This window comes from Pseudodesulfovibrio senegalensis (assembly GCF_008830225.1).
In the GTDB taxonomy this organism is placed as follows: Bacteria; Desulfobacterota; Desulfovibrionia; order Desulfovibrionales; family Desulfovibrionaceae; genus Pseudodesulfovibrio; species Pseudodesulfovibrio senegalensis.
This window is the reverse complement of the sequence record NZ_WAIE01000003.1, coordinates 41459-62440: the sequence shown is the minus strand read 5'-3', so window position 1 is coordinate 62440 and position 20982 is coordinate 41459. Positions and strand designations below refer to the sequence as shown.

Sequence of the window (20982 nt, the reverse complement as noted above, 5' to 3'; positions counted from 1 at the left end):
AGGAAGACTTATCCCCATTGACACCTTTTTAACAAAAGACGCCTTGGCAATTCTGATAATAATAACGGAAAGACGAAAAAGCGGTCATGGTTGCGGCAAACAGTATAGCGGAGGTCCCATGAAAAACATTCGTCTTTCGTACAAGCTCGTGGGCGGATTCGTCCTCAGCGCGTGCATCGCGCTGATCATCGGGCTCATCGGAATCTGGGCGGTTTCGGAGCTGGAACGCTCCTGCAAGGCGGTCACGGAACGCAACCTGCCGGCCATCGAAACCCTGTGCGAGATAACCAAGCACCTCGGCAGTGAGGCTGAAACCATGAGCGTGCTGCTCAGTCCGGCCCTTTCCCGGCAGGAGCGCACAGGGCTCTATGCACAGGCCGAGGAGCACAACAAGGCGCTTGGTCAAGCATTTAAAAAATACAAGACACTGCCCAAGGCATCCGAGGAGGCCGCACTCTCGGAAAACTACGAACAGCACATCATGGAGCTTGAGGCAGCCAACGCAAAGGTCGTCGGCCTTTCGCGTCAGGTGGGCGAAAGCGACATCCTCAACCCGGACGCGTTCATGGGCAACCTTCAGCAATTCCGGGGCGACCATTACAAGCTGGAATCCCAGACCGCCAACCTCATCCTGACAGACGAGGCCTTCGATGGAGGCGACGACGCCACCCAATGCGCATTCGGCAAATGGATGGCTTCGCTGGACACCTCCAACCCGAAAATGACGGAATTGCTGGAAAAAATCCGCGTTCCTCACGACCGTTTCCATGAGGCCGTAAAAACCATCAAGGCGGCCATGGGCCGAAACGACAACACGTCGGCCATGAACGCCTTTTTCGCGGACATGAAGCCGGCCGAGGAAGAAGTCTTTTCCCTGTTCCGCGAAATGCGGCAGGAGGCGGCACGGGTGCAGGGTCTCTTCAACGACATGACCGAGGTGCTCAACACCGAGGCAGGCACAAGTCAACGTGCGGTCAACGAATCACTGGAAAAAATCCTGAACTTCAACACCGAACTGGCCGCCGAAAACGCGGCCGAAAACCAGGCCATGGCCACCCGGGCCAACAGCTCGGTCATCATCGGCATGGCCGTGGGCGTGATACTTGCCCTGGCCATGGGCATACTGCTGACCCGGGCCATCACCGGCCCCATCCTCAAGGGAGTCAATTTCGCCAAGAGCATGGCGGACGGCGACTTCACCACGGAACTGGACGTGGACCAGAAGGACGAAATCGGCCAGCTGGCCCATGCATTGAACGACATGGTTCGCAAACTGCGCGGCATTGTTTCGCAAGTCCTCTCGTCCACGGACAACGTGTCCTCGGGCAGCAGGGAAATGGCCACATCGTCGGAAACTCTCTCGCAGACAGCAACCGAACAGGCCGCCGGGGTGGAGGAAGTTTCCTCCAGCATGGAAGAGATGACCGCCAACATCCAGGCCAGCGCCACCAATGCGCAGGAAACCGAAACGCTCGCGTCCTCTGCTGCGTCCGAGGCGGAAAAAAGCGGACGTGCCGTGCAGGAAACCGTGGATGCCATGAAAACCATTGCGGAAAAGATTCTGGTCATCGAGGAAATCGCCCGGCAGACCAACCTGTTGGCCCTGAATGCGGCCATCGAGGCGGCCCGGGCCGGTGAGCACGGCAAGGGCTTTGCCGTGGTTGCGGCCGAGGTGCGCCAGCTTGCGGAACGCAGCGGCACGGCGGCCGCGGAAATCGGGGAACTGTCCTCGTCCACGGTGGACATTGCCGGAAGGGCCGGAACCATGATCGACAAGCTGGTGCCGGACATAGCCCGCACAGCCGAACTGGTGCGCGAAATAACCTCGGCCAGCAACGAGCAGAACGCCGGGGCACAGGAAATCAACACCGCTGTCCAGCAACTGGACAGCACCATTCAGCAAAACGCGTCAGCTTCCGAGGAAATGGCGGGCACGGCCGACCAGCTGGCCAATCAGGCCAACGCCCTGCAGCAGGCCATGGCCTTCTTCAACATCGGCCACCACCGCGGAACAGGGACGATCACCGCCTCGCACGCACCGCAGGCCCTGCCGCAGGGAGATGCCGAGGACGACGAGTTCGACCGGTTCTGAACGGAAGCAACATGAAACAGGGTCGCGCCTTGCCGTCAGTGCCGGGCGCGGCCTTTTTGCGTGCTCAAAGCACGAGACACCACGCCCCGGCCACCATGACCACGGCGGCGCTCATGCGCGCGCCTATGCGCTCGCCAAAGGAACGCCGGGCCAGCAGCAGGGTCACCAGCACGCTGAGCATGGAGGCCGGTTCGGCCACGCTCACGTCGATGCGGGTCAGGGCCATGAGCAGAAAAAGATAGGAGTAGCCGTTGATGCCACCGGCAAGAAAGGACTCCGCAGGCCGGGTGCGCAGCAGGTGGAATACGTCCCGGGCATGACCGCGCACCGCGGCAGCCGCAAACACGTACACGGCGATCACCGAATACAGCACAAAGCAGTAGGCCACCGGGTCAAGGTCCCGCCCCGAGTCCGAAACCATGGCCGTGTCCACCACACGGCCGCAGGCGATGAGCAGCGAGGCCGCGATCATGAACCGGCAGGCCGGGTCCGAAACCACGGCGGCCATGGACCGCAGGAAACTGCCCTGCGGACTCAGGCGCGAGGCCCCGTATACCAGCAGGACCAATCCGCTCACCTTGAGCACGGTAAGCGGTTCGCCCAGAAAGACAAAGGCCAGCACGGCCAGAAACAGCACATTGGCATTATACAGCGGGCTGACCAGCGAGGCCTCGCCCATGGACAGGGAACGCACGTAGCACACAAAGGCGGCGGCATAGAACACGCCCGCGCCGAACGCGGTGCCCATGCGGCTCCACTGGGACCACGGCGTGTCCCACGGCACGAAGGGCGCCAACAGCAGCGCACCCAGCCCGAAAAACAGCACCGTGGCAGCAAAGGGATCGTTATCCGACCCCAACCGCTTGACCACGATGCGCTCGAAACCCAACAGAATGATGCGCCCGGCAAGGGCGACGAGGGGCAACATTCCTGCGCTGAAAAACTCGCTGTCCATTCCCGGCAGCTACTCCTTTACTTGGGCAAAGGCAATGACTACACTTGCTTCCAAGCATTTTGAAGCACTCTCTCTCGTGGAACGAACGCTCGCCATTTTCGTCACGGCCGCACTTTTCCGGCCCTGCCGGCCCGATCCGGGACCTCCAAAAAGGTCCTCCGGCATCCGGATTGAGCTGCACGGCGAAAATCTCGAGAAAATGTGCGAAAACAAAAAACTTCGCACTGCGGCGACGGCGCCCCGGACCGCATGATCACGTTTTCCAAGATCAGGGCCTCGTTGATCGTCAGCCGCCAGCCCAAAAAACCACCTGGCAGGGATGCCGGAGGTGCTCCAAGGGGCATAGGCATTGAAGGCGACACCGCCACCCAATACAAACGCCAAGGAGACGTCATGAAAAAATCGCTCGGCAAAAAGCCGCTGGCAGCCCCGGCACCGGTCTGGGCCGTGGGAGCGTATGATCTGGAAGGAAAACCCAACGCCATGATCGCGGCATGGGGCGGCATTGTCAGCTCCAAACCCGCCAGCATCGCGGTTTCCGTGCAAAAGGCCCGGCACACCTATGCCGGAATCCTCAAGCACCGCGCCTTTACCGTGAGCGTGGCCGACGTGGCCCATGCGGCGCAAGCCGATTACCTGGGCATAGATTCGGGCAAGGACATCGACAAATTCGCGGCCACGGGTCTGACCCCGGTGCGCAGCGAACTGGTGGACGCGCCCTACATCGACGAATTTCCCCTGATCGTGGAATGCACCCTGACCAACGTGTTGGAAGTGGGCGTGCACGTGCAGTTCATCGGCGAAATCGCAGACGTGAAGGTGGACGAGGACAAGATGTCGGGCAGCGCGCCCCTGCCCGAGGCAATCCAGCCCCTGATCTTTACCCCCGGCGCCCGCACCTACCACGGCCTCGGCCAGCTCGTGGGCAAGGCTTTTTCCATGGGTTTGGAATACAGAAAAAAATAATCCGGCCGGACAAAACGAAAAAAGCCCCGCAACCATATCGGCTGCGGGGCTTTTCTCGTTCCACGGCAAAAACTATTTGCGTACGTGCACCGGAGCCTTTTCCATGAGGTCCAGCACCACCAAACCGATGGACAGGGGCTTGCGGTTGTCGTCATTGATCATCTCCGCCAGAATTTCCTTGAGCGGCGCAATGGCCCGAACCAGTTCCTCATGGCCCAGCAGGTCGTGATAATACGCCTTTTCCAGGGCCTCCATCAGCAACTGGTCGAACTCCTCGTCATAGGTGCCGAAGTAGTAGGATGCGATCTCCCGTACCTTGAGCAACCCGAAGACAATGCCGTCCGCCGAGGTGTAATCCGCTCCCCATATCTGCGACCCCACGATGCGCGGCCTCTTCGGCGTACGGAATCCCGGAGCGTCAACACACTCCTCCCGCAGGTGACGGAAATGGTCCAACGCGACAACAGTTCCCATGAATCCTCCTTCTCTGGCTATGACCTCTTTTCGGCAGTTTGGGGCATTTACATTACCGTTCATGCCGCCCTGGATGTAAATTCATGCGGTTTCGTAAAAACTGTATTTTTTAACACTTGAAAACAAAGGGAATATGAAAATCGAAAACTTACCGGACACCATACGCAAACAAAAGGGGAGGCCGCCGTGCGGCCTCCCCTTGGAAGTCATTTGTGAATCCGAACTAGACCACGGGATGCACGTGGTCCGTAACCCAGAACTGCACCTGAAACTTGGATTCCATTTCCTGCTGCATCTTCTTGAGCGCGGGCTTGTCCATGTCGCGGAAGCGGATGTATACGTCCTTGAGCGCCTCGGGATCTTCCACGTTGCGGGTCAGCACGGACATGATGCGCGCACCGTTGTCCTGAAGTGCATCCAACACCGGGGCAAGGCTGCCACGCTCCGTGGATATCTGCAGGCAGACCTGCATGCCGCCCGAGCGCACGCCCGTGATGTCGATGAGCACGTTGAACACGTCCGTATCCGTGATGATGCCCACCACACGGTCCTCGTCATCCACCACCGGCAGGCTGCCGAAATGGCCTTCCAGCATCAGGGCCGCGGCCTTTTCAACGGTCTCGTCGTCCCGGATGGTCACGGGCCGCTTGGTCATGATGTCGCCCACCTTGATCTCGGAAAGCAGGTAGTACAGCTCGTGCATGTCCAGCGTGGTGGCCTTGGACGGCGAGGCGTCCTTGATGTCGCGGTCCGAAACAATGCCCACGATACGGCCCTGTTCATCCACGATGGGCAGACAGCTGATGGTCTTGTCCTTCATCAGCTTGGATGCCTTCATCATGGAGCGGTCCGGGGTGAGGGTGATGACGTCCCTGGTCATCCAGTTCTTGGCCAGCATGTATAACATCCTCCTTGGTGTGCCCCGGAAAGACCGGGATAGTTGTCGTTCCCTGATAATACCCTTATATGAATAAATTCTTTGCTTGGCTAGTATAGCTTTTCCGCGGCCGGGCCGCATGGTATCCTGCACCCCATGATCGTGCTCAAAATACTCCTTCTCCTGCTCTGCATCGGTTACGGATTGCTGGCCGCCACCGTATACTTTTCCCAGCAGTCCATGGTCTTCAACCCCTCGCGGGACATGGAGGCCACGCCCCGGGACATGGGCCTGCCCTTCACGGACGTGGAACTGATCACATCGCAGGGCACGCACCTGCACGCGTGGTGGCTGCCCCATGCGCAGCCTCGGGCCACCCTGCTCTTCTGCCACGGCAACGGCGGCAACATATCGCACCGCGAGGAATCCTTCCGCATTTTCCATTCCCTGAACCTGAACGTGTTCATCTTCGACTACTCGGGCTACGGCCAGAGCATGGGCAAACCCTCGGAAGAAGCCGTGCACGCCGACACCCGTTCGGCATGGGACTGGCTCACGCAGGAAATGGACATCCCCGCAGAAGAGATCATCGTGTTCGGCCGCTCGCTGGGCGGTGGTGCCGCGGCCGGCCTCGTGGGCGCGCTGCACAAAGAGGGCGTGCGGCCCCGCGGCCTGATCATGGAATCCACCTTTTCCTCGCTGCCGGACGTGGGTGCCAGCATCTACCCGTGGCTGCCCGTGCGCCTGCTGGCGAGGCACCGATTCGAAAGCTCCCGGACCCTTGCCCATGCAGACATCCCAGCCCTGTTCATCCACAGCCGCGAGGACGACGTGGTTCCCTACGGCATCGGACGCGCACTGTTCGAGAACTACCCCGGGCCCAAGGATTTCCTGCACATCGAAGGCAGGCACAACCGGGGCTTTGCCGAAACCGGACAGCCGTACGTCAACGGCCTCGCCCGTTTCCTGAACCGTCTGGACCGCGACTGACCATGGTGGATGCGGCGACATGGTCAATCCGGGCAGACGTACTGCTTGCGTTCCATGTGCTGCTGGCCGCGTTCAACGCGCTGAGCCTGCCGCTGATCTGGCTCGGGGCATGGCGCGGCTGGCGATTCGTGCGCAACCCGTGGTTCCGCTGGCTGCACGTGGCGCTCATGGGTTTTGTGCTGGCCGAAACCCTGCTGGGGCTGACCTGCCCCCTGACCCTCTGGGAAGCCCAGCTGCGCGGCTCCCAGCCCATGCCCCAACGCGGCATGATTTCCCGTCTCATGGAATCCATAGTGTTCTGTTCCTGCCCGGCGTGGAGCTTCATGGTCGCCTACGGCCTGTTCTTCGGGCTGATTCTGTTCACTTTGTGGCGCATACCGCCCCGCACACGGCGCCGACCCTGAAAAAAATTCCTGTTCATTCACCTGAATGAAGAACCCCATCCCTGTAATCATTGACTTTTTCATCTGCGGCACGCATTTCGCTTTTCCATGGGACACGCTGCAAGGAGGTTCAGCATGAACATCGAAATCATTGGCGTGGCCTACACGCCGTCCAAGGACAACGTACAGGAAACCCCTGAACGCCAAAACAGGACACAGGCGCAATCCCATGTGGACCAGGCCGCGGACGTGGTGGCCCAGAACACCAAGGCGCGCGAACAGGCCCGGCAGGAAGCGGACTTTGCCGCCTTTGCCGAAACCGTGGACGCCCACGACCTAAACATGAACCGGGTTATGGAACTGCTCAACGATCCGGCACTGGCCGAACTCTGATCCATACCGCAGAACCGGCGAAAACACCGCACGCCAAAACGGCCCGGCACCATGTCCGGCCGTTTTGGCGTGCGGTGTTTTTCAGCCATTCCAGCCTATTCCGGTATAAATGCAACTTTTCTGAAACAAAGTGCTAGACAGCCGTTTTCCACAGGCGTATATTGTACCTGAAGTCGAGGTTCTTTCCTCTGGGAAAGACGGCTTGAACCGCAACGGAGGGTAACAGAAAATAATCGACCCCGAGTGGTTTACGCCATACTGGCGAATCGAGTCGCCACATAGTCCAAAGAGCGCTGTGCGCCAAGCAAGCACCGCCGACGGGCCTCAGGCACAAAGCTGCAGGCCGGGGGAACCCGGGTCATCCGGAAGGGCGCACTTTTCATCAAATTTTCCACCAACTTTTCAACAACCGGAACTTGACAAAAACACAACAGGATTTATCTGTAAAGCATAAGGGCCCATAATCATAAATCACCTGTAACGGAGGGATGCGAGATACCCGGCCATAAACCCATATACAGGCGAATCGAGTCGCCCCTGAACCACATGTAATGTGCGCCATACACCTCCAGGCCGAAACGGCGGGGGAACGACCGGATCATCCGGCACGGCGCACTTTTTTTTGCGCCCTCATCACGGCAAGCCTGTTGTCTCCCTACAGATTCCACATTGAACAAATATATAAAATGTTCTATATCTCGCCAAAAGTAGGGAGAGATTTCATGCCGCCATACCTGTTGTGCCTTGTGGCACTGCTTGTCTGCATTGCCACATCCGCCCCACCCGCCCGGTGCGAATCGTCGTTCTGGCTGACGCCGCAGGCTTCCTATTATCAGGTCCAACTGCCGGAATACGCGCCCATGGCCATGCGTGCGGCTGCCGGCATCAACAAACTCGTCGAACGCCTCACCTGCGAAGACGGTGACACAGCCGGACCGCTGGCTGAAATGACTGTGGGTTGGCAATCGCAGGGAGCGCTGTTTTTCGAGGCGCAAGGCTTCTACACCTCCATGACATCGGAACAAAACGATCTTTTTGACTCTGATCCTCCCATCCGGGTGGGATGGTTCCCCATTGACGGTACACAAGGTCCGGTCGGGCTCGGCAGCAGCCACGACGTGACCACGCACGCCTCACGCGACGTGAAAAATTATGGCGGACGGCTGATAGTCGGCTGGGACGTTCCTCTCAACGATCAGATCTCCATCCGACCGTTCGTAGGGTATTCCGGTATGGAGCTGAATCAGGACTTCAGCTTTCAAGGCCACGAAATCCAGCCTTCGTATCAGACGATGAGTCTGGACGAAGAAGTGGACGCCACCTACCACGGACTCATCGGCGGCAGCAAAATCGTCTTTGACACAGGCGACATCGTCGCCCACCTTTCCGGCAGCGTATCCGTGTACAACGTGCACGCCGAGTACAAGGGGTATCAGGTTTCGTCGAATCCGTACACGGTCCACGCCTCGGACACGGAAGACGAATTCTGCGCCGGAGTGACACTGGAAGGCGGAGTATCACGACGCATAAGCAACTGGACCCTGGGCCTGAGCGCCGGAGCCAATTACCTGAGCTATGTGCCCAGAATTATCGCCAGCGACAAGTCAACCTCTGCCGGAACCAGGGACGGAAAACCAAGCCACATCGGCGATGGTGAATCCTATGGCTGGAAAATCGGCATGAACGTGAGTTGCGCCTTCTAGGGCCGCCCGAGAAAGACTGCCGGGAGCCTCCCCCTCCCTCTTGCCACAAAAAAAGGCGGGAGACCCGATGCCTCCCGCCTGCGAAACCCGTTATCGCTTCGCTACTTATCCGTTCAGTGCTTCCCAGACGTGGCCGACCATGCCTTCGCCCGGGGTCAGGGTCTTTTCGCCCGGGGTCCATTTGGCCGGGCAGACCTCGTTGGGATTGGCGCGCAGATGCACGTTGGCTTCCAACTTGCGCACCAGTTCGTCAGCATTACGGCCCACGTTGTAGAAATTGATCTCCGAAGAGGCCAACACGCCCTCGGGATTGATCACAAAGGTGCCGCGCAGGGCCAGCCCTGTTTCCTCGTCGTAAACGTCAAAGAAACGGGAGACTTCGCCCGTGGGGTCCGCGGCCATGGTGTACTGCACGTTTTCCAGCAGCTTTTCCTCGCGCCGCCAGGCCATATGCGAAAACTTGGTGTCCGTGGATACCGAAATCACTTCCGCGCCCAGATCCTTGAGGGCCTGATGCTTTTCGGCCAGATCGGCCAGTTCCGTGGGGCAGACAAAGGTGAAGTCCGCAGGATAAAAGAAAAGAATGACCCACTTGCCGTCCCTGCGCAGCTGCCCAAGATCCACCTCGCCGAAAAATCCCTCGGCGGGATCAAAGGTTTCCATCTTGAATTCGGGAACGGCCTGTCCGACTTTGGCGAAATCCAGATTCAGTTCGTGTTCGCAGCTCATGAGACTCTCCTTGTGTATGAATTGAAAATAGTAATCGTTCCTGTTTGAAAAGTTTTTATCCATACGCGAGTTTGAAGTCAAGAGCTTTTAGTAATTTTTCCTACTTTTATCATAACCAACTAATAAAACGGTATTATATAAAAACGTTTCAAAACCAGAGGATAATCCCTTTGCGCCCCATGTGCGCGGCTGTAAGGGCAGGTACGAACAACCGACCCCGCCCTGCAATGCAGAACGGGGCCGACGCCATAAGGCTGGACAAAGGAGAGTGGGCAAAATCTTTGCCCCAAAGCACTGCCCATTCCTTTGCTAGACGTTGACGCCCTTCATGCCCTCCTCGGTGTAGCGCGCACCCTGCACGGCATGGGCGTCCAGAATCGCATCCACGGCACGCAGGTCCGCGGCATCCAGATTCACCGTGAACGCGCCGATATTGGCCGTAAGGTTGCGGGGCTTGGTGGTGCCGGGAATGGGAACCACGTTGCCGGATTGCGCCATGACCCATGCCAGCGACAACTGGGCCAGCGTGCAGCCCTTTGACTGCGCCAGTTCATCAAGGCGCAAGGCCACCTCGCGGTTGGCCTCGTATGCCTGCCCCTGAAAACGGGGCAAATACTGCCGGAAGTCCTTGCCGTCGCCGCCGGGCTGGAGCAAGCCGAGCAGCCCCCGGCAAATGGGGCTGTAGGCCACAAAGCTTGCGCCCAGTTCCCTTGTCACGGCCAGGGTTTCCTGCTCGGGGTCGCGGGTGAACATGGAGTATTCGGACTGCAATGCGGACACCGGATGCACGGCGTGCGCCCGGCGCAGGGTCTGGGCCGAAGCCTCGGACAGCCCAATGGCCCGGATTTTTCCTTCCTCCGCCAGCCGGGACATCTCGCCCACGGTGTCCTCGATGGGCGTATCCACGTCGATACGGTGTATGTAGTAAAGATCGATATGATCGGTTTCCAGCCTGCGCAGGCTGTCATGGCAGGCTTGACGCACATACTCGGGCGCGCCGCACACGGTGCGGGCATACTCCCCCTTTTCGCGCACAATGCCGAACTTGGTGGCGATGACCGCCTGATCCCGCCGCCCCTTGAGGGCATGGGCCAGCAGCCGTTCATTGTGGCCGGAGCCGTACATGTCCGCAGTGTCGAAAAAATTCACCCCGGAGTCCAAGGCATGAGCAACGAGATCGTCCGCTGCCGCCTGCGTGACCGGCTCGCCGTAGAACTCGCTGAGCCCCATGCAGCCCAGCCCCATGCCGGAAATGCGGATGTCGCTGTTGCCCAATGTCGTAAATTTCGTATCCGTGCTCATTGTTCACTCCTGTTGCTGAGGTTGCCAAACATGGGCATGAAGGTACGCGCACCCCAGTGATATGGCGAATATATCTTTCCTTTCATTGTGATATTAATTAAATATTAACAATGGAAACACGACATCTCAAATACTTCGTTGCCGTGGCCGAGGAGTTGCATTTCGGCAAGGCCGCAAAACGGCTGCATATTTCCCAGCCACCCCTGAGCCAGCAGATCATGAAATTCGAGGAGGACCTCGGCGTGCCCCTTTTCCTGCGCGACAGGCGTTCCGTGCGCCTGACTGCGGCCGGGGAATCGCTGCTCCGGGACGCACATTCCATCCTCGGGGCCATGGAACGGGCGCGGCGCAACCTCTCCGCCGCAGCCGGGGGCGAACGCGGCCGCCTGTCACTGGGCTACATCGGCCCGGCCCTGAACACGGCCCTGCCCGAGGTAATCCGCCGGTTCCGGGGAGCCTACCCCAACGTGCGCTTCGACCTGCAGCAGATGGGCACCAACGAACAGCTGGACGCCCTGCGCGCACAAACCATCGACGCGGGCGTTGTGCGGCTGTTCCGCCACAACACCGACGGGCTGGAAACCATGCTCTTTCACCAGGAGGCCTATGCCGTGGTGGCCCCGGAGGACCACCCGCTGGCCGGACGCGACTGCGTGGACCTGTCCGAACTCGAAGGCCAACCGCTGATCACCTTTCCCCGCTCGGTGCATCCGCCGCTCTACGACGAATGGATGCGCATCTTCGCCTCGCACGGGTTCATGCCGGACATCGTGCAGGAGGTGGAAACCAAGAACGCGGCGCAGGCTCTGGCAGCGGCGGGCATGGGTATCGCCATCGTGCCGGAAAGCCTGTCCTCCGAGGCCCGCAGGGGCGTCCGGTTCCTGACCCTGAACGGCGAATACCCGACCCTTGAAATCCATGTGGCCACACGGCGGGGCGACATTTCCCCCGCCACCCGCAACCTGCTGCAAATCGTGCGCGCAATCATGGGCGCGACCATGCGTGAAACGGGCCGTGAAAACAGGCTTTGATTTTCGCCCCGGAGCAACATATGTTCCCCTGAACCGATCACCAGAAAGCAAAGAGATACACAATGATTCACGGATTCGAAAAAATACGCCAACAGTCCATTCCCGAACTGAACAGCACGGCATTCGTGTACCGCCATGCCAAGACCGGCGGCCGGGTGCTCTCCATATGCAACGACGACGAAAACAAGGTCTTCGGCATCAGCTTCCGCACGCCGCCCGAGGACAGCACGGGCGTGGCCCACATTCTGGAGCACTCCGTGCTGTGCGGCTCGCGCAAGTACCCGGTCAAGGAACCGTTCGTGGAGCTGCTCAAGGGCTCGCTCCAGACCTTCCTGAACGCCATGACCTTTCCGGACAAGACCTGCTATCCGGTAGCCAGCGCCAACACGAGCGACTTCTACAACCTCATGGACGTGTACCTTGACGCGGTGTTCTACCCGAACCTGACCGAAAACACCCTGCGGCAGGAAGGCTGGCACTACGAGCTGGAAGCGCCCGACAAGGACATGACCTACAAAGGCGTGGTCTACAATGAAATGAAGGGAGCCTATTCCAGCCCGGACAGCCTGCTCTATGAGCACTCGCAGCAGTCGCTCTTTCCGGACACCACCTACGGACTGGACTCAGGCGGCGACCCCGCAACCATACCGGACCTGACATGGGAGAAATTCAGCGAGTTCCACCGCACCCATTACCATCCGTCCAACGCCTACGCGTTTTTCTACGGCGACGACGACCCGGAAAAACGGCTGGAAAAACTGGGCGAATATTTCGACCAATTCGAGCCGCTGGACCCGTCCTTTTCCCGCGTGCCCCTGCAGCCGCGATTCGAAGAGGCCGTGCAGGTGGTCAAGGGCTACCCGGCCTCGGGCAAGCTGGCCAAGGGCATGTTCACGGTCAACTGGCTGCTGGCCCCCACCAATGACGCCAACCTGAACCTTGCCCTGCATGTGCTGGAGCACATCCTCATCGGCCTGCCCTCCTCGCCCCTGCGCAAGAACCTGACCGAATCCGGGCTGGGCGAAGACCTTGCCGGGGTCGGGCTGGAAGCGGACATGCGCCAGATGTTCTTTTCCGTGGGCCTCAAGGGCATGCACCCGGCCAACGCGGTCAAGGTGGAATCCATCATCTTCCACACCATCAAGGACCTTGTGGAAAAAGGCATTGATCCCAAGGACGTGGACGCGGCCATCAACTCCGTGGAATTCGGCCTGCGCGAAAACAACACGGGCTCGTATCCGCGCGGCCTGTCGCTCATGTTCCAATCCCTTTCCACGTGGATCTACGACGAAGAGGACGGTACCGAGGGCGATCCACTGCGGCTGCTGCCCTTTGATGAGCCGCTGGCCAACATCAAGCGCTGGGTGGCGGACGGCGAAAAGGTATTCGAGGAACTGCTGGCACGGCTGTTCCTGCACAACCCGCACCGCTCCACCGTGCTGCTCAAGCCCGAGCACAAGCTGGGCAAGGAGATCGAGCAAAAAGAACGCGCCCGGCTGGACGAGGCCAAAAAATCCATGAGCCCCGAGCAGCTGGACGAGGTCATGGAACTGGCCCGCGAACTGCACCGGCTGCAGGAAGCCCCGGACGCGCCCGAGGACCTTGCGCGCATCCCCCGGCTGGCCGTGGCCGACCTGCCCCGGGAAAACCAGATCGTGCCCACCAGTGAGACCACGGTGGGCACGGCCCGCTGCCTGCACCACGACCTGACCACCAACGGCATCGCCTATCTGGATTTCGGGTTCGACCTCACGGTGCTGCCCGACCACCTTTTGCCCCTTGCCGGGCTGTTCGGCCGCATGCTCACGGAAATGGGCACGCAGGACAGCGACTTCGTGTCCATGTCCCAGCGCATCGCCCGCACCACGGGCGGCATCCATTCGCAGGTGTTCATCTCTCCGGTGGTCAATTCGGACCGCGCGGCCGCACGCCTGTTCCTGCGCGCCAAGTGCACGCTGGAAAAGGGCAAGGAAACCGCAGCCATCCTCACGGAACTGCTGACCCGCACCAAATTCAACGACCGCGAACGCTTCCGCCAGATTCTGTTCGAGGCCAAATCCCGCGCCGAGCAACGGCTGGTGCCCTCCGGCCACATGGTCGTGGCCATGCGGCTCAAGGCCCGCGCCCACCGCGCGCATGCCATGGAAGAAGCCATATCCGGCGTCACCAACCTCGAATACCTGCGCACGCTGGCCCAACGCGTGGAAAAGGACTTCGGCGGCGTACTGGCCGAACTGGAACAGGTGCGCGACCTGCTGCTGACCCGCAACGGGCTGGTGCTCAACGCCACCATGACGGATGCGGATTTTGCGGTCATGGAACCGCTGGCCGCTTCCGTGGCCTCGGCCCTGCCCGAAAACCCGGCCGAGCCCATGCTCTTTGCCGCGCCCGAACTGCCCCTGCGCGAGGGCCTGACCATTCCCTCGCAGGTCAACTACGTGGGCAAGGGCTGCAACGTATTTGCGCACGGCTTCGAGTTCAGCGGTCCCATGCTGGCCGCCTCCAAATTCCTGCGCACCAGCTACCTGTGGGAAAAGGTACGCGTGCAGGGCGGGGCATACGGCGGGTTCTGCACCTTCGACCGCACCAGCGGCAGCTTCAACTTCATCTCCTACCGCGACCCCAACGTGGAAAAAACCATCGAGGCCTACGACGGGGTTGCCCCATTCCTCAAGGGGCTGCAAATCCCCGAAGACGAACTGGAAAAATCCGTGATCGGCGCGGTGGGCGAACTGGATGCCTACATGCTGCCCGACGCCAAGGGATTCTCGGCCACGGCCCGCATCCTTGCCGGGGAAACAAACGAACAGCGTCAAACCATGCGCGACCAACTGCTGGCCACCAAGCCCGAGGACTTCGTGGCTCTGGGCGAAGCCGCAGCCATGGTGGCCGAACACGGCGCCGTCACCGTGCTGGGCAACGGCCCGGCCATGGACGTTTCGAATCTCGATCTGGAAATGCGGGAAATCTGGTAGGGAAAATCACCAAAAACCGAACGGGCCGCGGCGCATGCTGCGGTCCGTTTTCTATTGTCCGTCCGCAGGCTCCTGCGCAAGGCCATGAGCGTCCGGCTCCCAGCTCAGGCGGACCTCGAACTCCTGCCGGGAAATGGCGCGCACATACCCGCCGTTTTCCCACAGTCCATAGGTGCGGGTTCCGTCCGGCGCGGTATAGCGGCCCACGCCGTGCCGCCTGTCGCGGCGGTACATGCCCACGAAAACCGAACCGTCCCCATGCACGAACCGGCCCATGCCTTCACGCCGGTCCTTGTAAAACGGCCCTTCATAGCGCTGGCCGTCCCGAAAGCGGTACACGCCCATGCCGTGGCGCAGGCCTTCGGATTCCTCGCCGTGGTAGGTATCGCCATTGGGATAATACCGCCAGCCTGTACCGTGGCTCTTGCCGTCCTTGAACGGTCCCTCGTAGCGTTGGCCGTTCTCGAACACGAACACGCCCGTACCGTTGCGGCAATCGCCCCGGATGCAGCCCGCCGGATGCACGGGCCGCCACGGCCTTTCCGGCAACTCATGGTCGGCGGCCGCATAGGCCGCGCACTCGTCGCGGTACTGGCCGCGGGTCAGCTCGCGCACGAAATCCCCATGGTCCCACAATTCATGGCGCACCGTGCCGTCCGTGTTCACGAACAGGCCCGGACCGTCGCGGAATCCGCGGTTGAAAAAGCCCTGATACCGCGCGCCGTCCGCAGTGCGGTATTCGCCCGGCCCCTGCTCCCAGCCAAGAAAGAATTCACCGTCGTGGCGGTTGCCGCGCCAGTCCGTATACACGCCGTGGCCCGAGGGACAGCCCTCGGCAAACTGTCCGGCATACACCGAGCCCACCGCATGGGTCAGGGTGCCGTTGCCCTCGAACAATCCGTTACGAAAATCGCCCTCGTACAGGCTGTGGTCGTCATTGAGAAACACGCCGAAACCGTCGGTGCAGTTGCCGGAAAGACACTGGCCCGAACCGTCCGGATCGTCGCACAGGGCGGGCAGTGAAGACGCGCACAGGGCGCAGACCCACAGAAAAAGGATGAATACGGCTCTGGTCATGGCAGCCCATGTCTACAGGAACACGAAACCGAAATCCAGTCCCGCCACGCCCGCGGACAGAAACGACGGGCTTAGCCGTCCAGCGCTTCCAGATCCCATGCCGTGCGGATGAACACATGCCTGCCCACGTCGGGATGATCACAATACATGGTGCACTTGAGGCCGGGATGGGCCACGTCCAGCCCCTGCCCGAGGTCGTTTTCCAGCCCGTAGTCCTCGGCATGCAGCCGGGGCCGGTTCAGGCCCGGGGCAAGGATTTCCACGTCCCGGGTGGTGACCCAGCGCGCCTTGACCTCAATACGCCAGCGGCCGTCGCCAAGGTCTTCAAGGATACGCGCCAGCACGGGCCTGCGTTCCTCGGCGTCCGGAGGCAGGGCCAGCGGCGCGCGCTGCAGTGGATCGAAGAACCCCGTGGTCAAGGGCCGGGACGCGGCATTGACCAGTTCGGAAAGATACTTTTCCGCCTTGAATTCACCGGAGGCCAGATCGTCCAGCGCGCTGCGGTAGGCGTCCACCACCTGCGCAAGGTATGCGGAACTCTTGGTGCGGCCCTCCACCTTGACCGAGGCCACGCCCATGCGCGCAAACCAGCCCAGGTAATGCAGCAGGCACAGGTCCTCGGCCGCAAAAAACTTGGAATAGCCGCCGTTCATGCGTGCGAAATCCAGCGCGGGTTCGGCCGGTTCCCCGCTGTCGTCCGGAGCCGGTTCGAAAATGAACTCGTCGTCCTGCCCGTCCGGGGCATCGGCGTTCCCGTCCATGCCCGGACTTTCGAGGCGGTCCGGATCGGAAAACGGGTACTGGTGCACCACCCAGAGGTCTTCGCCGGGCCGGGTCTTTTCCTCCACGCTGATGCTCACGGGCTGGTATTCATAGCGGCAGGGGTGGGAACACTGGCCCAGGTTGCCGGGCCGGTCGTTGAGATAGGCGCTCATGTAGCAACGCCCGGAAATGGCCATGCACTGGGCGCCGTGCACGAAAACCTCAAGTTGCATGTCCCGCAGTTCGCGGCGGCAGAGCGCCAGCATCTGCATGAGTTCCGAGGAACGTATTTCGCGGGCCACGTTGACCCGCTTTGCGCCCATGTCCTGCCAGAAACGCACGGACCAGCTGTTGCAGGTGTTGGCCTGCGTGCTCACGTGCACGGGCATGTCGGGCAAGCGCTTGCGCAGCATGGCGATCACGCCCGGGTCCGAGGCGATGACAGCATCGGGCCGCGCCTCGGCCAGCACGTCCATGTACTGTTCCACGTCGGGCAGCATGTGCTCGCGCGGGTACACGTTCATGGTAAAGTAGACCTTGACTCCGGCGTCGTGCGCCAGTCGGATGGCCCCGGGCAGCTCGTCCATGGAAAATCCCGCGGCACCGGCGCGCAGGTTCAGCTCGCCACCGCCCATGTACACCGCGTCCGCGCCATAGCGGATGGCGGTTTCCAGCTTTTCCATGTTCCCGGCCGGAGCCAGCAGCTCGGGTACCCTGTTCGATTCTGAAGGCATGCGTTCCCCACCTCTTGTATTGTCAACCTTCCGGGTAACTACAACAAACCCGAAACGAAGGCCACAGGGTGATAACCGCCTTGCGCAAACCGGGGCAACAATATAAGGGAAACCCGAATCCGTCCGTGCTATTCTGCACGAAACCACCCGAAAGAGAACAAAACCATGCCCGCAAAGAATCAGGACACGCCGCAAAATTATCTGCCCATCCCGCCGGAGCATATCCTGCCCGGCACCCGCGCCGGGTTCGAGATATACCTCAAGCAGGGGCAACGTTTCGTGCTCTATGCCAAGGACAACGACCAGCTCACCGAAGAACACCGTTCGCGGCTCGGCGCCATGGGCGCGCGCAAGGTCTACATTTCCGCAGGCAAGGAAAAGGAGCACGCCGAATACGTGCAAAAGCATCTGGCACGCATCCTCAACGACGAATCCATCCCCGTGGACGTGCGCTCGGAAACGTGGAGCAACTCGGCCAGCAGGCTGGCGGAAGACGTATACGAGGCCAACCTGCCCGCCACGGTGCTGCGCAAGCGAGTGCAACGGATCCGCCAACTCATAGAAATGAGCCGCAGGTTCTTTGACACGCCGGAAGCGCTCAAGGAACTCGCCCGATTCATCGACTGCGGCCAGCAGGCCTACAACCACGGCATCGGCACCATGGTCTATGCCCTGTGCGTCATGCAGACCTTTGATCCGGACCAGGCCACCATGACAGACATGTGCATCGGCAGCATGCTGCACGACATCGGCAAGGCGACCCTGCCCGCCACCCTTTCGGAAAAGGACCCGGAAACCATGACCCCGGAAGAATTCACGGCCTACATGACCCATCCGGTCATGGGCGTACGCGCCGGTTCTGCCATTCCGCTCATGCCCGAGGCAATCCACTGCGTGCTTTTCCACCACGAACGCATGGACGGCAAGGGATATCCCTCCGGAGCAACAGAGGGAGAAATCCCCCTGACCGCCCGCGTGACCGCTACCTGCAACACGTACGACGGACTGACCAGGGACCAACCGTGGCGCGAAAGACTCACACCTTTCGAAGCCCTGAAGCGCATGCGCGACGACACGGGCGCGCACGACCCGGACGTATTCAAACGGCTGGTTCAGGTTCTCTCGGATTCGGGTCTGGCCTGACCCCAAGAATCATTTGACGGCCGACAATACCCGGCGGGTCATGACCCGCATGACCTCCTCGGCCACGCTGTCCGCGTCCGCAGGTTTGAAAACACACCCGTCCATGCCCGCGTCCATGCACCGCCTGCGGTCATCCTCATTGGCCAGCGCTGTTACGGCTATGACCGGTATATCCTTCATCCCGTTCCCGGCATCGCCCTCACGGATCATGCGCGTCACTTCCAGCCCGTCCATGCCCGGCATGTTCACATCCATGAGCACACAGTCCACTTCCTCCTGCCGCAGGACACTCAGGGCCTCGCGCCCGGAGCTGGCAGCAACGACCGCATGGCCCTGTTTTTCCAGCAGGCGCGCAAGGGAGACACGGTTGACGCGCTCATCCTCCACCAGAAGCACGCGGTAGCCGCTGAACAGAGGCCTGTCGCGCATGGCCTCCACCACCGCCTCCTGCCGATACGAATCACGGCCCAGAAAGAACGGAGCCGTAAAAACGAAAACCGAACCGTTTCCGGGTTCGCTGTCCACGGTCACGGAGCCGCCCATCAGTTCTGCCAGGCTGCGCACAATGGTCAGGCCAAGCCCGGAACCGCCCTGCAGGCGGGTCAGGGAGCCGTCGCCCTGTGTGAATTTTTCGAAAACAAGCGCCTGCCGCGACGGTGAAATGCCCACGCCCGTATCGCGCACCTCGAACCGCACGCGGCAGCCCTGGGAATCCGAATGCGCACAGTCCGCACCAAGCACCACGTCCACGCTGCCCCGGTCCGTATACTTGATGGCGTTGTCCACGAGGTTCAGCAAAACCTGCCGCACGCGGCTGTCGTCGCCCACCAGCATGGACGGCACGTCCCCGTCAATGGACAGGTTCAGGGCAAGGCCCTTCAGCTCCGCGCGCGGCTTGCAGGCGTCCACCACGGAACGGGCCACCCGCACCGGGTTGAACTCCCGGCGCACCAGCAAAAGCCGCCCGGTCTCCATGCGGGAAAAATCAATGAGATCGTCGATGACCGAAAGCTGCTGTTCCGCGGATTCCATGGCCAAATCGCAATACTCGCGCTGGTCTTCGTCGAGTTGGGTCATCCTGAGCAGGTTGATCATGCCGATGACCCCGTTGAGCGGGGTGCGCAGCTCATGGCTCACATTGGCCAGGAACTCATCCTTGAGCCGGCCGGCCTGCTCGCTCTGGTCCCGGGCCTGTTTCAGTTCGCGCTCCAGCGACTCCATGCGGCGGATGCGCCGGCCGCGCCGGACAAAGCAACAGATGCTGTAGACACTGAGCCCGACGCAGAACACCAGCAGAAAAACCGCAACAGCAGGCGCCTGCGGCCACGAAATCAGCGCGGCCGCACCAGACTCCAGCTGCAAAGCCGTGCCAAGGGCCAGCGCGGTCATGGCCGCCACAGCCAGCACCACGGTACGGCATCCGGTATTTTTCCTCGGTTCCATGGCCTCTCCCCTTGCACGGTACGATCAGTCGTACCTGTACCGATCATAGAACCCCTTGGAACCTGATGTTATTATTTTTAAAACCGGGCTACAGGAAAAGCAGCAGACTCACGGCCATGACCCCCATGCCCGCAATGACCCCGTAAATGGCCGAATGGGGCTCACCAAACTCCTGCGCCGCGGGCAGCAGCTCGTCCAGCGAAATGAAAACCATTATCCCGGCCACTCCGGCAAAGAGCACGCCGAACACCGTGGGCGTGAAAAACGGCAACAGGATCAGATAGCCCACCAATGCGCCTACCGGCTCGGAAACGCCGGAAAGAAAGGAGAGCTTGAAGGCCTTGGAGCGGCTGCCCGTGGCATAATAGATGGGCACGGAAACCGCGATGCCCTCGGGAATGTTGTGGATGGCGATGGCCACGGCAATGGCGATGCCGAGGTTGGGATCGGTCAGGGCCGCGGTAAAGGTGGCCAGCCCTTCGGGAAAATTGTGAATGCCGATGGCCAGCGCCGTGAACAGGCCCATGCGCTTGAGCTTGCCGAAATCATGGGCCTCGTTCTTGGGCAGATTCTCAAGGCCCTGATCCATTTCCTCGATGGTATGCAGCTCATGCGGATTCTCGTATCCGGGCACGAACCTGTCGATGATCGCAATGAGCAGCACGCCGCCAAAAAAAGACGCCACCGTGGCCCATGTCCCGGCCACCCCGCCCAGACTCGCGACCAAGGCGTCCTTGGCCTTGAAGAATATTTCCACGAACGAGACGTAAATCATCACCCCGGCGGAAAAGCCAAGGGCAACGGACAGGAATTTCGTATTGGTGGTACGGGCGAAAAAGGCCAGCGCACTGCCGATGCCGGTGCTCAGGCCCGCGAACAGGGTCAGACCGAAAGCGAAAAGAACATGCGATGTTTCCATGACTTCATGAATACCATCGCATCCTCCTCATGTC

At 60.7% G+C, this 20982-nt stretch carries 18 protein-coding genes; 9 read left to right on the top strand and 9 right to left on the bottom strand.

The annotated features are described in order from the left end of the window. Positions 1–118 precede the first annotated feature (118 nt). Entirely contained in the window at positions 119–2092 is a 1974-nt protein-coding gene (locus tag F8A88_RS08570) for a methyl-accepting chemotaxis protein (protein WP_151150736.1), read from the top strand. A 64-nt stretch (positions 2093–2156) separates the two neighbouring features. Here the strand turns inward: F8A88_RS08570 and F8A88_RS08565 are convergent, their stop codons facing one another. Continuing rightward, a complete protein-coding gene (locus tag F8A88_RS08565) occupies positions 2157–3047 on the bottom strand; it encodes a DMT family transporter (RefSeq protein ID WP_151150735.1) in 891 nt (296 codons plus the stop codon). A gap of 201 nt (positions 3048–3248) precedes the next feature. Between F8A88_RS08565 and F8A88_RS08560 the strand changes: the two genes are divergently transcribed. Next, positions 3249–4013, top strand: a complete 765-nt coding sequence (locus tag F8A88_RS08560; protein WP_338325289.1) for a flavin reductase family protein — start codon at positions 3249–3251, stop codon at positions 4011–4013. 72 nt (positions 4014–4085) lie between these two features. Here F8A88_RS08560 and F8A88_RS08555 read toward each other — a convergent pair whose 3' ends face one another. Beyond that, on the bottom strand, positions 4086–4487 hold the full coding sequence (locus F8A88_RS08555; RefSeq protein ID WP_151150734.1) for a hypothetical protein: 402 nt from the start codon (positions 4485–4487) through the stop codon (positions 4086–4088). A gap of 223 nt (positions 4488–4710) precedes the next feature. Continuing rightward, positions 4711–5385, bottom strand: coding sequence for a CBS and ACT domain-containing protein (locus F8A88_RS08550; protein ID WP_151150733.1), 675 nt, complete (start codon positions 5383–5385; stop codon positions 4711–4713). Between the two features lie 135 nt (positions 5386–5520). Between F8A88_RS08550 and F8A88_RS08545 the strand changes: the two genes are divergently transcribed. The 4 genes from F8A88_RS08545 (at position 5521) to F8A88_RS08530 (ending at position 8833) form a co-directional block, all read left to right on the top strand. After that, positions 5521–6354: an alpha/beta hydrolase gene (locus F8A88_RS08545; RefSeq protein WP_151150732.1), complete on the top strand. Its 834-nt coding sequence runs from the start codon at positions 5521–5523 to the stop codon at positions 6352–6354. A gap of 2 nt (positions 6355–6356) precedes the next feature. Beyond that, a complete protein-coding gene (locus tag F8A88_RS08540; RefSeq protein ID WP_151150731.1) occupies positions 6357–6758 on the top strand; it encodes a DUF2784 domain-containing protein in 402 nt (133 codons plus the stop codon). 114 nt (positions 6759–6872) lie between these two features. After that, positions 6873–7130: a hypothetical protein gene (locus F8A88_RS08535; protein ID WP_151150730.1), complete on the top strand. Its 258-nt coding sequence runs from the start codon at positions 6873–6875 to the stop codon at positions 7128–7130. 722 nt (positions 7131–7852) lie between these two features. Next, the gene (locus F8A88_RS08530) at positions 7853–8833 is read left to right on the top strand and encodes a hypothetical protein (RefSeq protein ID WP_151150729.1); all 981 of its coding nucleotides are present in this window, start codon (positions 7853–7855) and stop codon (positions 8831–8833) included. Between the two features lie 105 nt (positions 8834–8938). On the opposite strand, the gene F8A88_RS08525 is transcribed toward F8A88_RS08530, so the two are convergent. After that, positions 8939–9562: a peroxiredoxin gene (locus F8A88_RS08525; protein ID WP_151150728.1), complete on the bottom strand. Its 624-nt coding sequence runs from the start codon at positions 9560–9562 to the stop codon at positions 8939–8941. Positions 9563–9871: 309 nt separating this feature from the next. Further along, on the bottom strand, positions 9872–10864 hold the full coding sequence (locus tag F8A88_RS08520) for an aldo/keto reductase (protein ID WP_151150727.1): 993 nt from the start codon (positions 10862–10864) through the stop codon (positions 9872–9874). Positions 10865–10974: 110 nt separating this feature from the next. Between F8A88_RS08520 and F8A88_RS08515 the strand changes: the two genes are divergently transcribed. Together F8A88_RS08515 and F8A88_RS08510 are read left to right on the top strand one after the other, a co-directional pair. Next, positions 10975–11895 (top strand): LysR substrate-binding domain-containing protein, encoded by a 921-nt coding sequence (locus F8A88_RS08515; RefSeq protein WP_151150726.1) that lies wholly within the window; start codon positions 10975–10977, stop codon positions 11893–11895. 62 nt (positions 11896–11957) lie between these two features. Beyond that, a complete protein-coding gene (locus F8A88_RS08510; RefSeq protein WP_151150725.1) occupies positions 11958–14870 on the top strand; it encodes an insulinase family protein in 2913 nt (970 codons plus the stop codon). 51 nt (positions 14871–14921) lie between these two features. On the opposite strand, the gene F8A88_RS08505 is transcribed toward F8A88_RS08510, so the two are convergent. Both F8A88_RS08505 and F8A88_RS08500 read right to left on the bottom strand, forming a co-directional pair. After that, positions 14922–15947 (bottom strand): MORN repeat-containing protein, encoded by a 1026-nt coding sequence (locus F8A88_RS08505; protein ID WP_151150724.1) that lies wholly within the window; start codon positions 15945–15947, stop codon positions 14922–14924. Positions 15948–16018: 71 nt separating this feature from the next. Beyond that, a complete protein-coding gene (locus tag F8A88_RS08500) occupies positions 16019–17443 on the bottom strand; it encodes a peptidase U32 family protein (protein ID WP_151150723.1) in 1425 nt (474 codons plus the stop codon). A 165-nt stretch (positions 17444–17608) separates the two neighbouring features. Between F8A88_RS08500 and F8A88_RS08495 the strand changes: the two genes are divergently transcribed. After that, positions 17609–18586, top strand: coding sequence for an HD-GYP domain-containing protein (locus F8A88_RS08495; RefSeq protein WP_151150722.1), 978 nt, complete (start codon positions 17609–17611; stop codon positions 18584–18586). A gap of 9 nt (positions 18587–18595) precedes the next feature. On the opposite strand, the gene F8A88_RS08490 is transcribed toward F8A88_RS08495, so the two are convergent. Both F8A88_RS08490 and zupT read right to left on the bottom strand, forming a co-directional pair. Continuing rightward, positions 18596–20029 (bottom strand): response regulator, encoded by a 1434-nt coding sequence (locus F8A88_RS08490; RefSeq protein WP_151150721.1) that lies wholly within the window; start codon positions 20027–20029, stop codon positions 18596–18598. An 88-nt stretch (positions 20030–20117) separates the two neighbouring features. Further along, the gene (gene zupT / locus F8A88_RS08485; protein ID WP_151150720.1) at positions 20118–20948 is read right to left on the bottom strand and encodes a zinc transporter ZupT; all 831 of its coding nucleotides are present in this window, start codon (positions 20946–20948) and stop codon (positions 20118–20120) included. Positions 20949–20982: the final 34 nt, after the last annotated feature.

Coding starts and splice junctions, on each gene's coding strand:
- F8A88_RS08525 (WP_151150728.1), bottom strand. CDS start 9,562: ATGAGCTGCGAACACGAACTGAATCTGGATTTCGCCAAAGTCGGACAG.
- F8A88_RS08570 (WP_151150736.1), top strand. CDS start 119: ATGAAAAACATTCGTCTTTCGTACAAGCTCGTGGGCGGATTCGTCCTC.
- zupT (WP_151150720.1), bottom strand. CDS start 20,948: ATGGAAACATCGCATGTTCTTTTCGCTTTCGGTCTGACCCTGTTCGCG.
- F8A88_RS08500 (WP_151150723.1), bottom strand. CDS start 17,443: ATGCCTTCAGAATCGAACAGGGTACCCGAGCTGCTGGCTCCGGCCGGG.
- F8A88_RS08545 (WP_151150732.1), top strand. CDS start 5,521: ATGATCGTGCTCAAAATACTCCTTCTCCTGCTCTGCATCGGTTACGGA.
- F8A88_RS08490 (WP_151150721.1), bottom strand. CDS start 20,029: ATGGAACCGAGGAAAAATACCGGATGCCGTACCGTGGTGCTGGCTGTG.
- F8A88_RS08515 (WP_151150726.1), top strand. CDS start 10,975: ATGGAAACACGACATCTCAAATACTTCGTTGCCGTGGCCGAGGAGTTG.
- F8A88_RS08565 (WP_151150735.1), bottom strand. CDS start 3,047: ATGGACAGCGAGTTTTTCAGCGCAGGAATGTTGCCCCTCGTCGCCCTT.
- F8A88_RS08510 (WP_151150725.1), top strand. CDS start 11,958: ATGATTCACGGATTCGAAAAAATACGCCAACAGTCCATTCCCGAACTG.
- F8A88_RS08535 (WP_151150730.1), top strand. CDS start 6,873: ATGAACATCGAAATCATTGGCGTGGCCTACACGCCGTCCAAGGACAAC.
- F8A88_RS08495 (WP_151150722.1), top strand. CDS start 17,609: ATGCCCGCAAAGAATCAGGACACGCCGCAAAATTATCTGCCCATCCCG.
- F8A88_RS08505 (WP_151150724.1), bottom strand. CDS start 15,947: ATGACCAGAGCCGTATTCATCCTTTTTCTGTGGGTCTGCGCCCTGTGC.
- F8A88_RS08520 (WP_151150727.1), bottom strand. CDS start 10,864: ATGAGCACGGATACGAAATTTACGACATTGGGCAACAGCGACATCCGC.
- F8A88_RS08530 (WP_151150729.1), top strand. CDS start 7,853: ATGCCGCCATACCTGTTGTGCCTTGTGGCACTGCTTGTCTGCATTGCC.
- F8A88_RS08555 (WP_151150734.1), bottom strand. CDS start 4,487: ATGGGAACTGTTGTCGCGTTGGACCATTTCCGTCACCTGCGGGAGGAG.
- F8A88_RS08550 (WP_151150733.1), bottom strand. CDS start 5,385: ATGCTGGCCAAGAACTGGATGACCAGGGACGTCATCACCCTCACCCCG.
- F8A88_RS08540 (WP_151150731.1), top strand. CDS start 6,357: ATGGTGGATGCGGCGACATGGTCAATCCGGGCAGACGTACTGCTTGCG.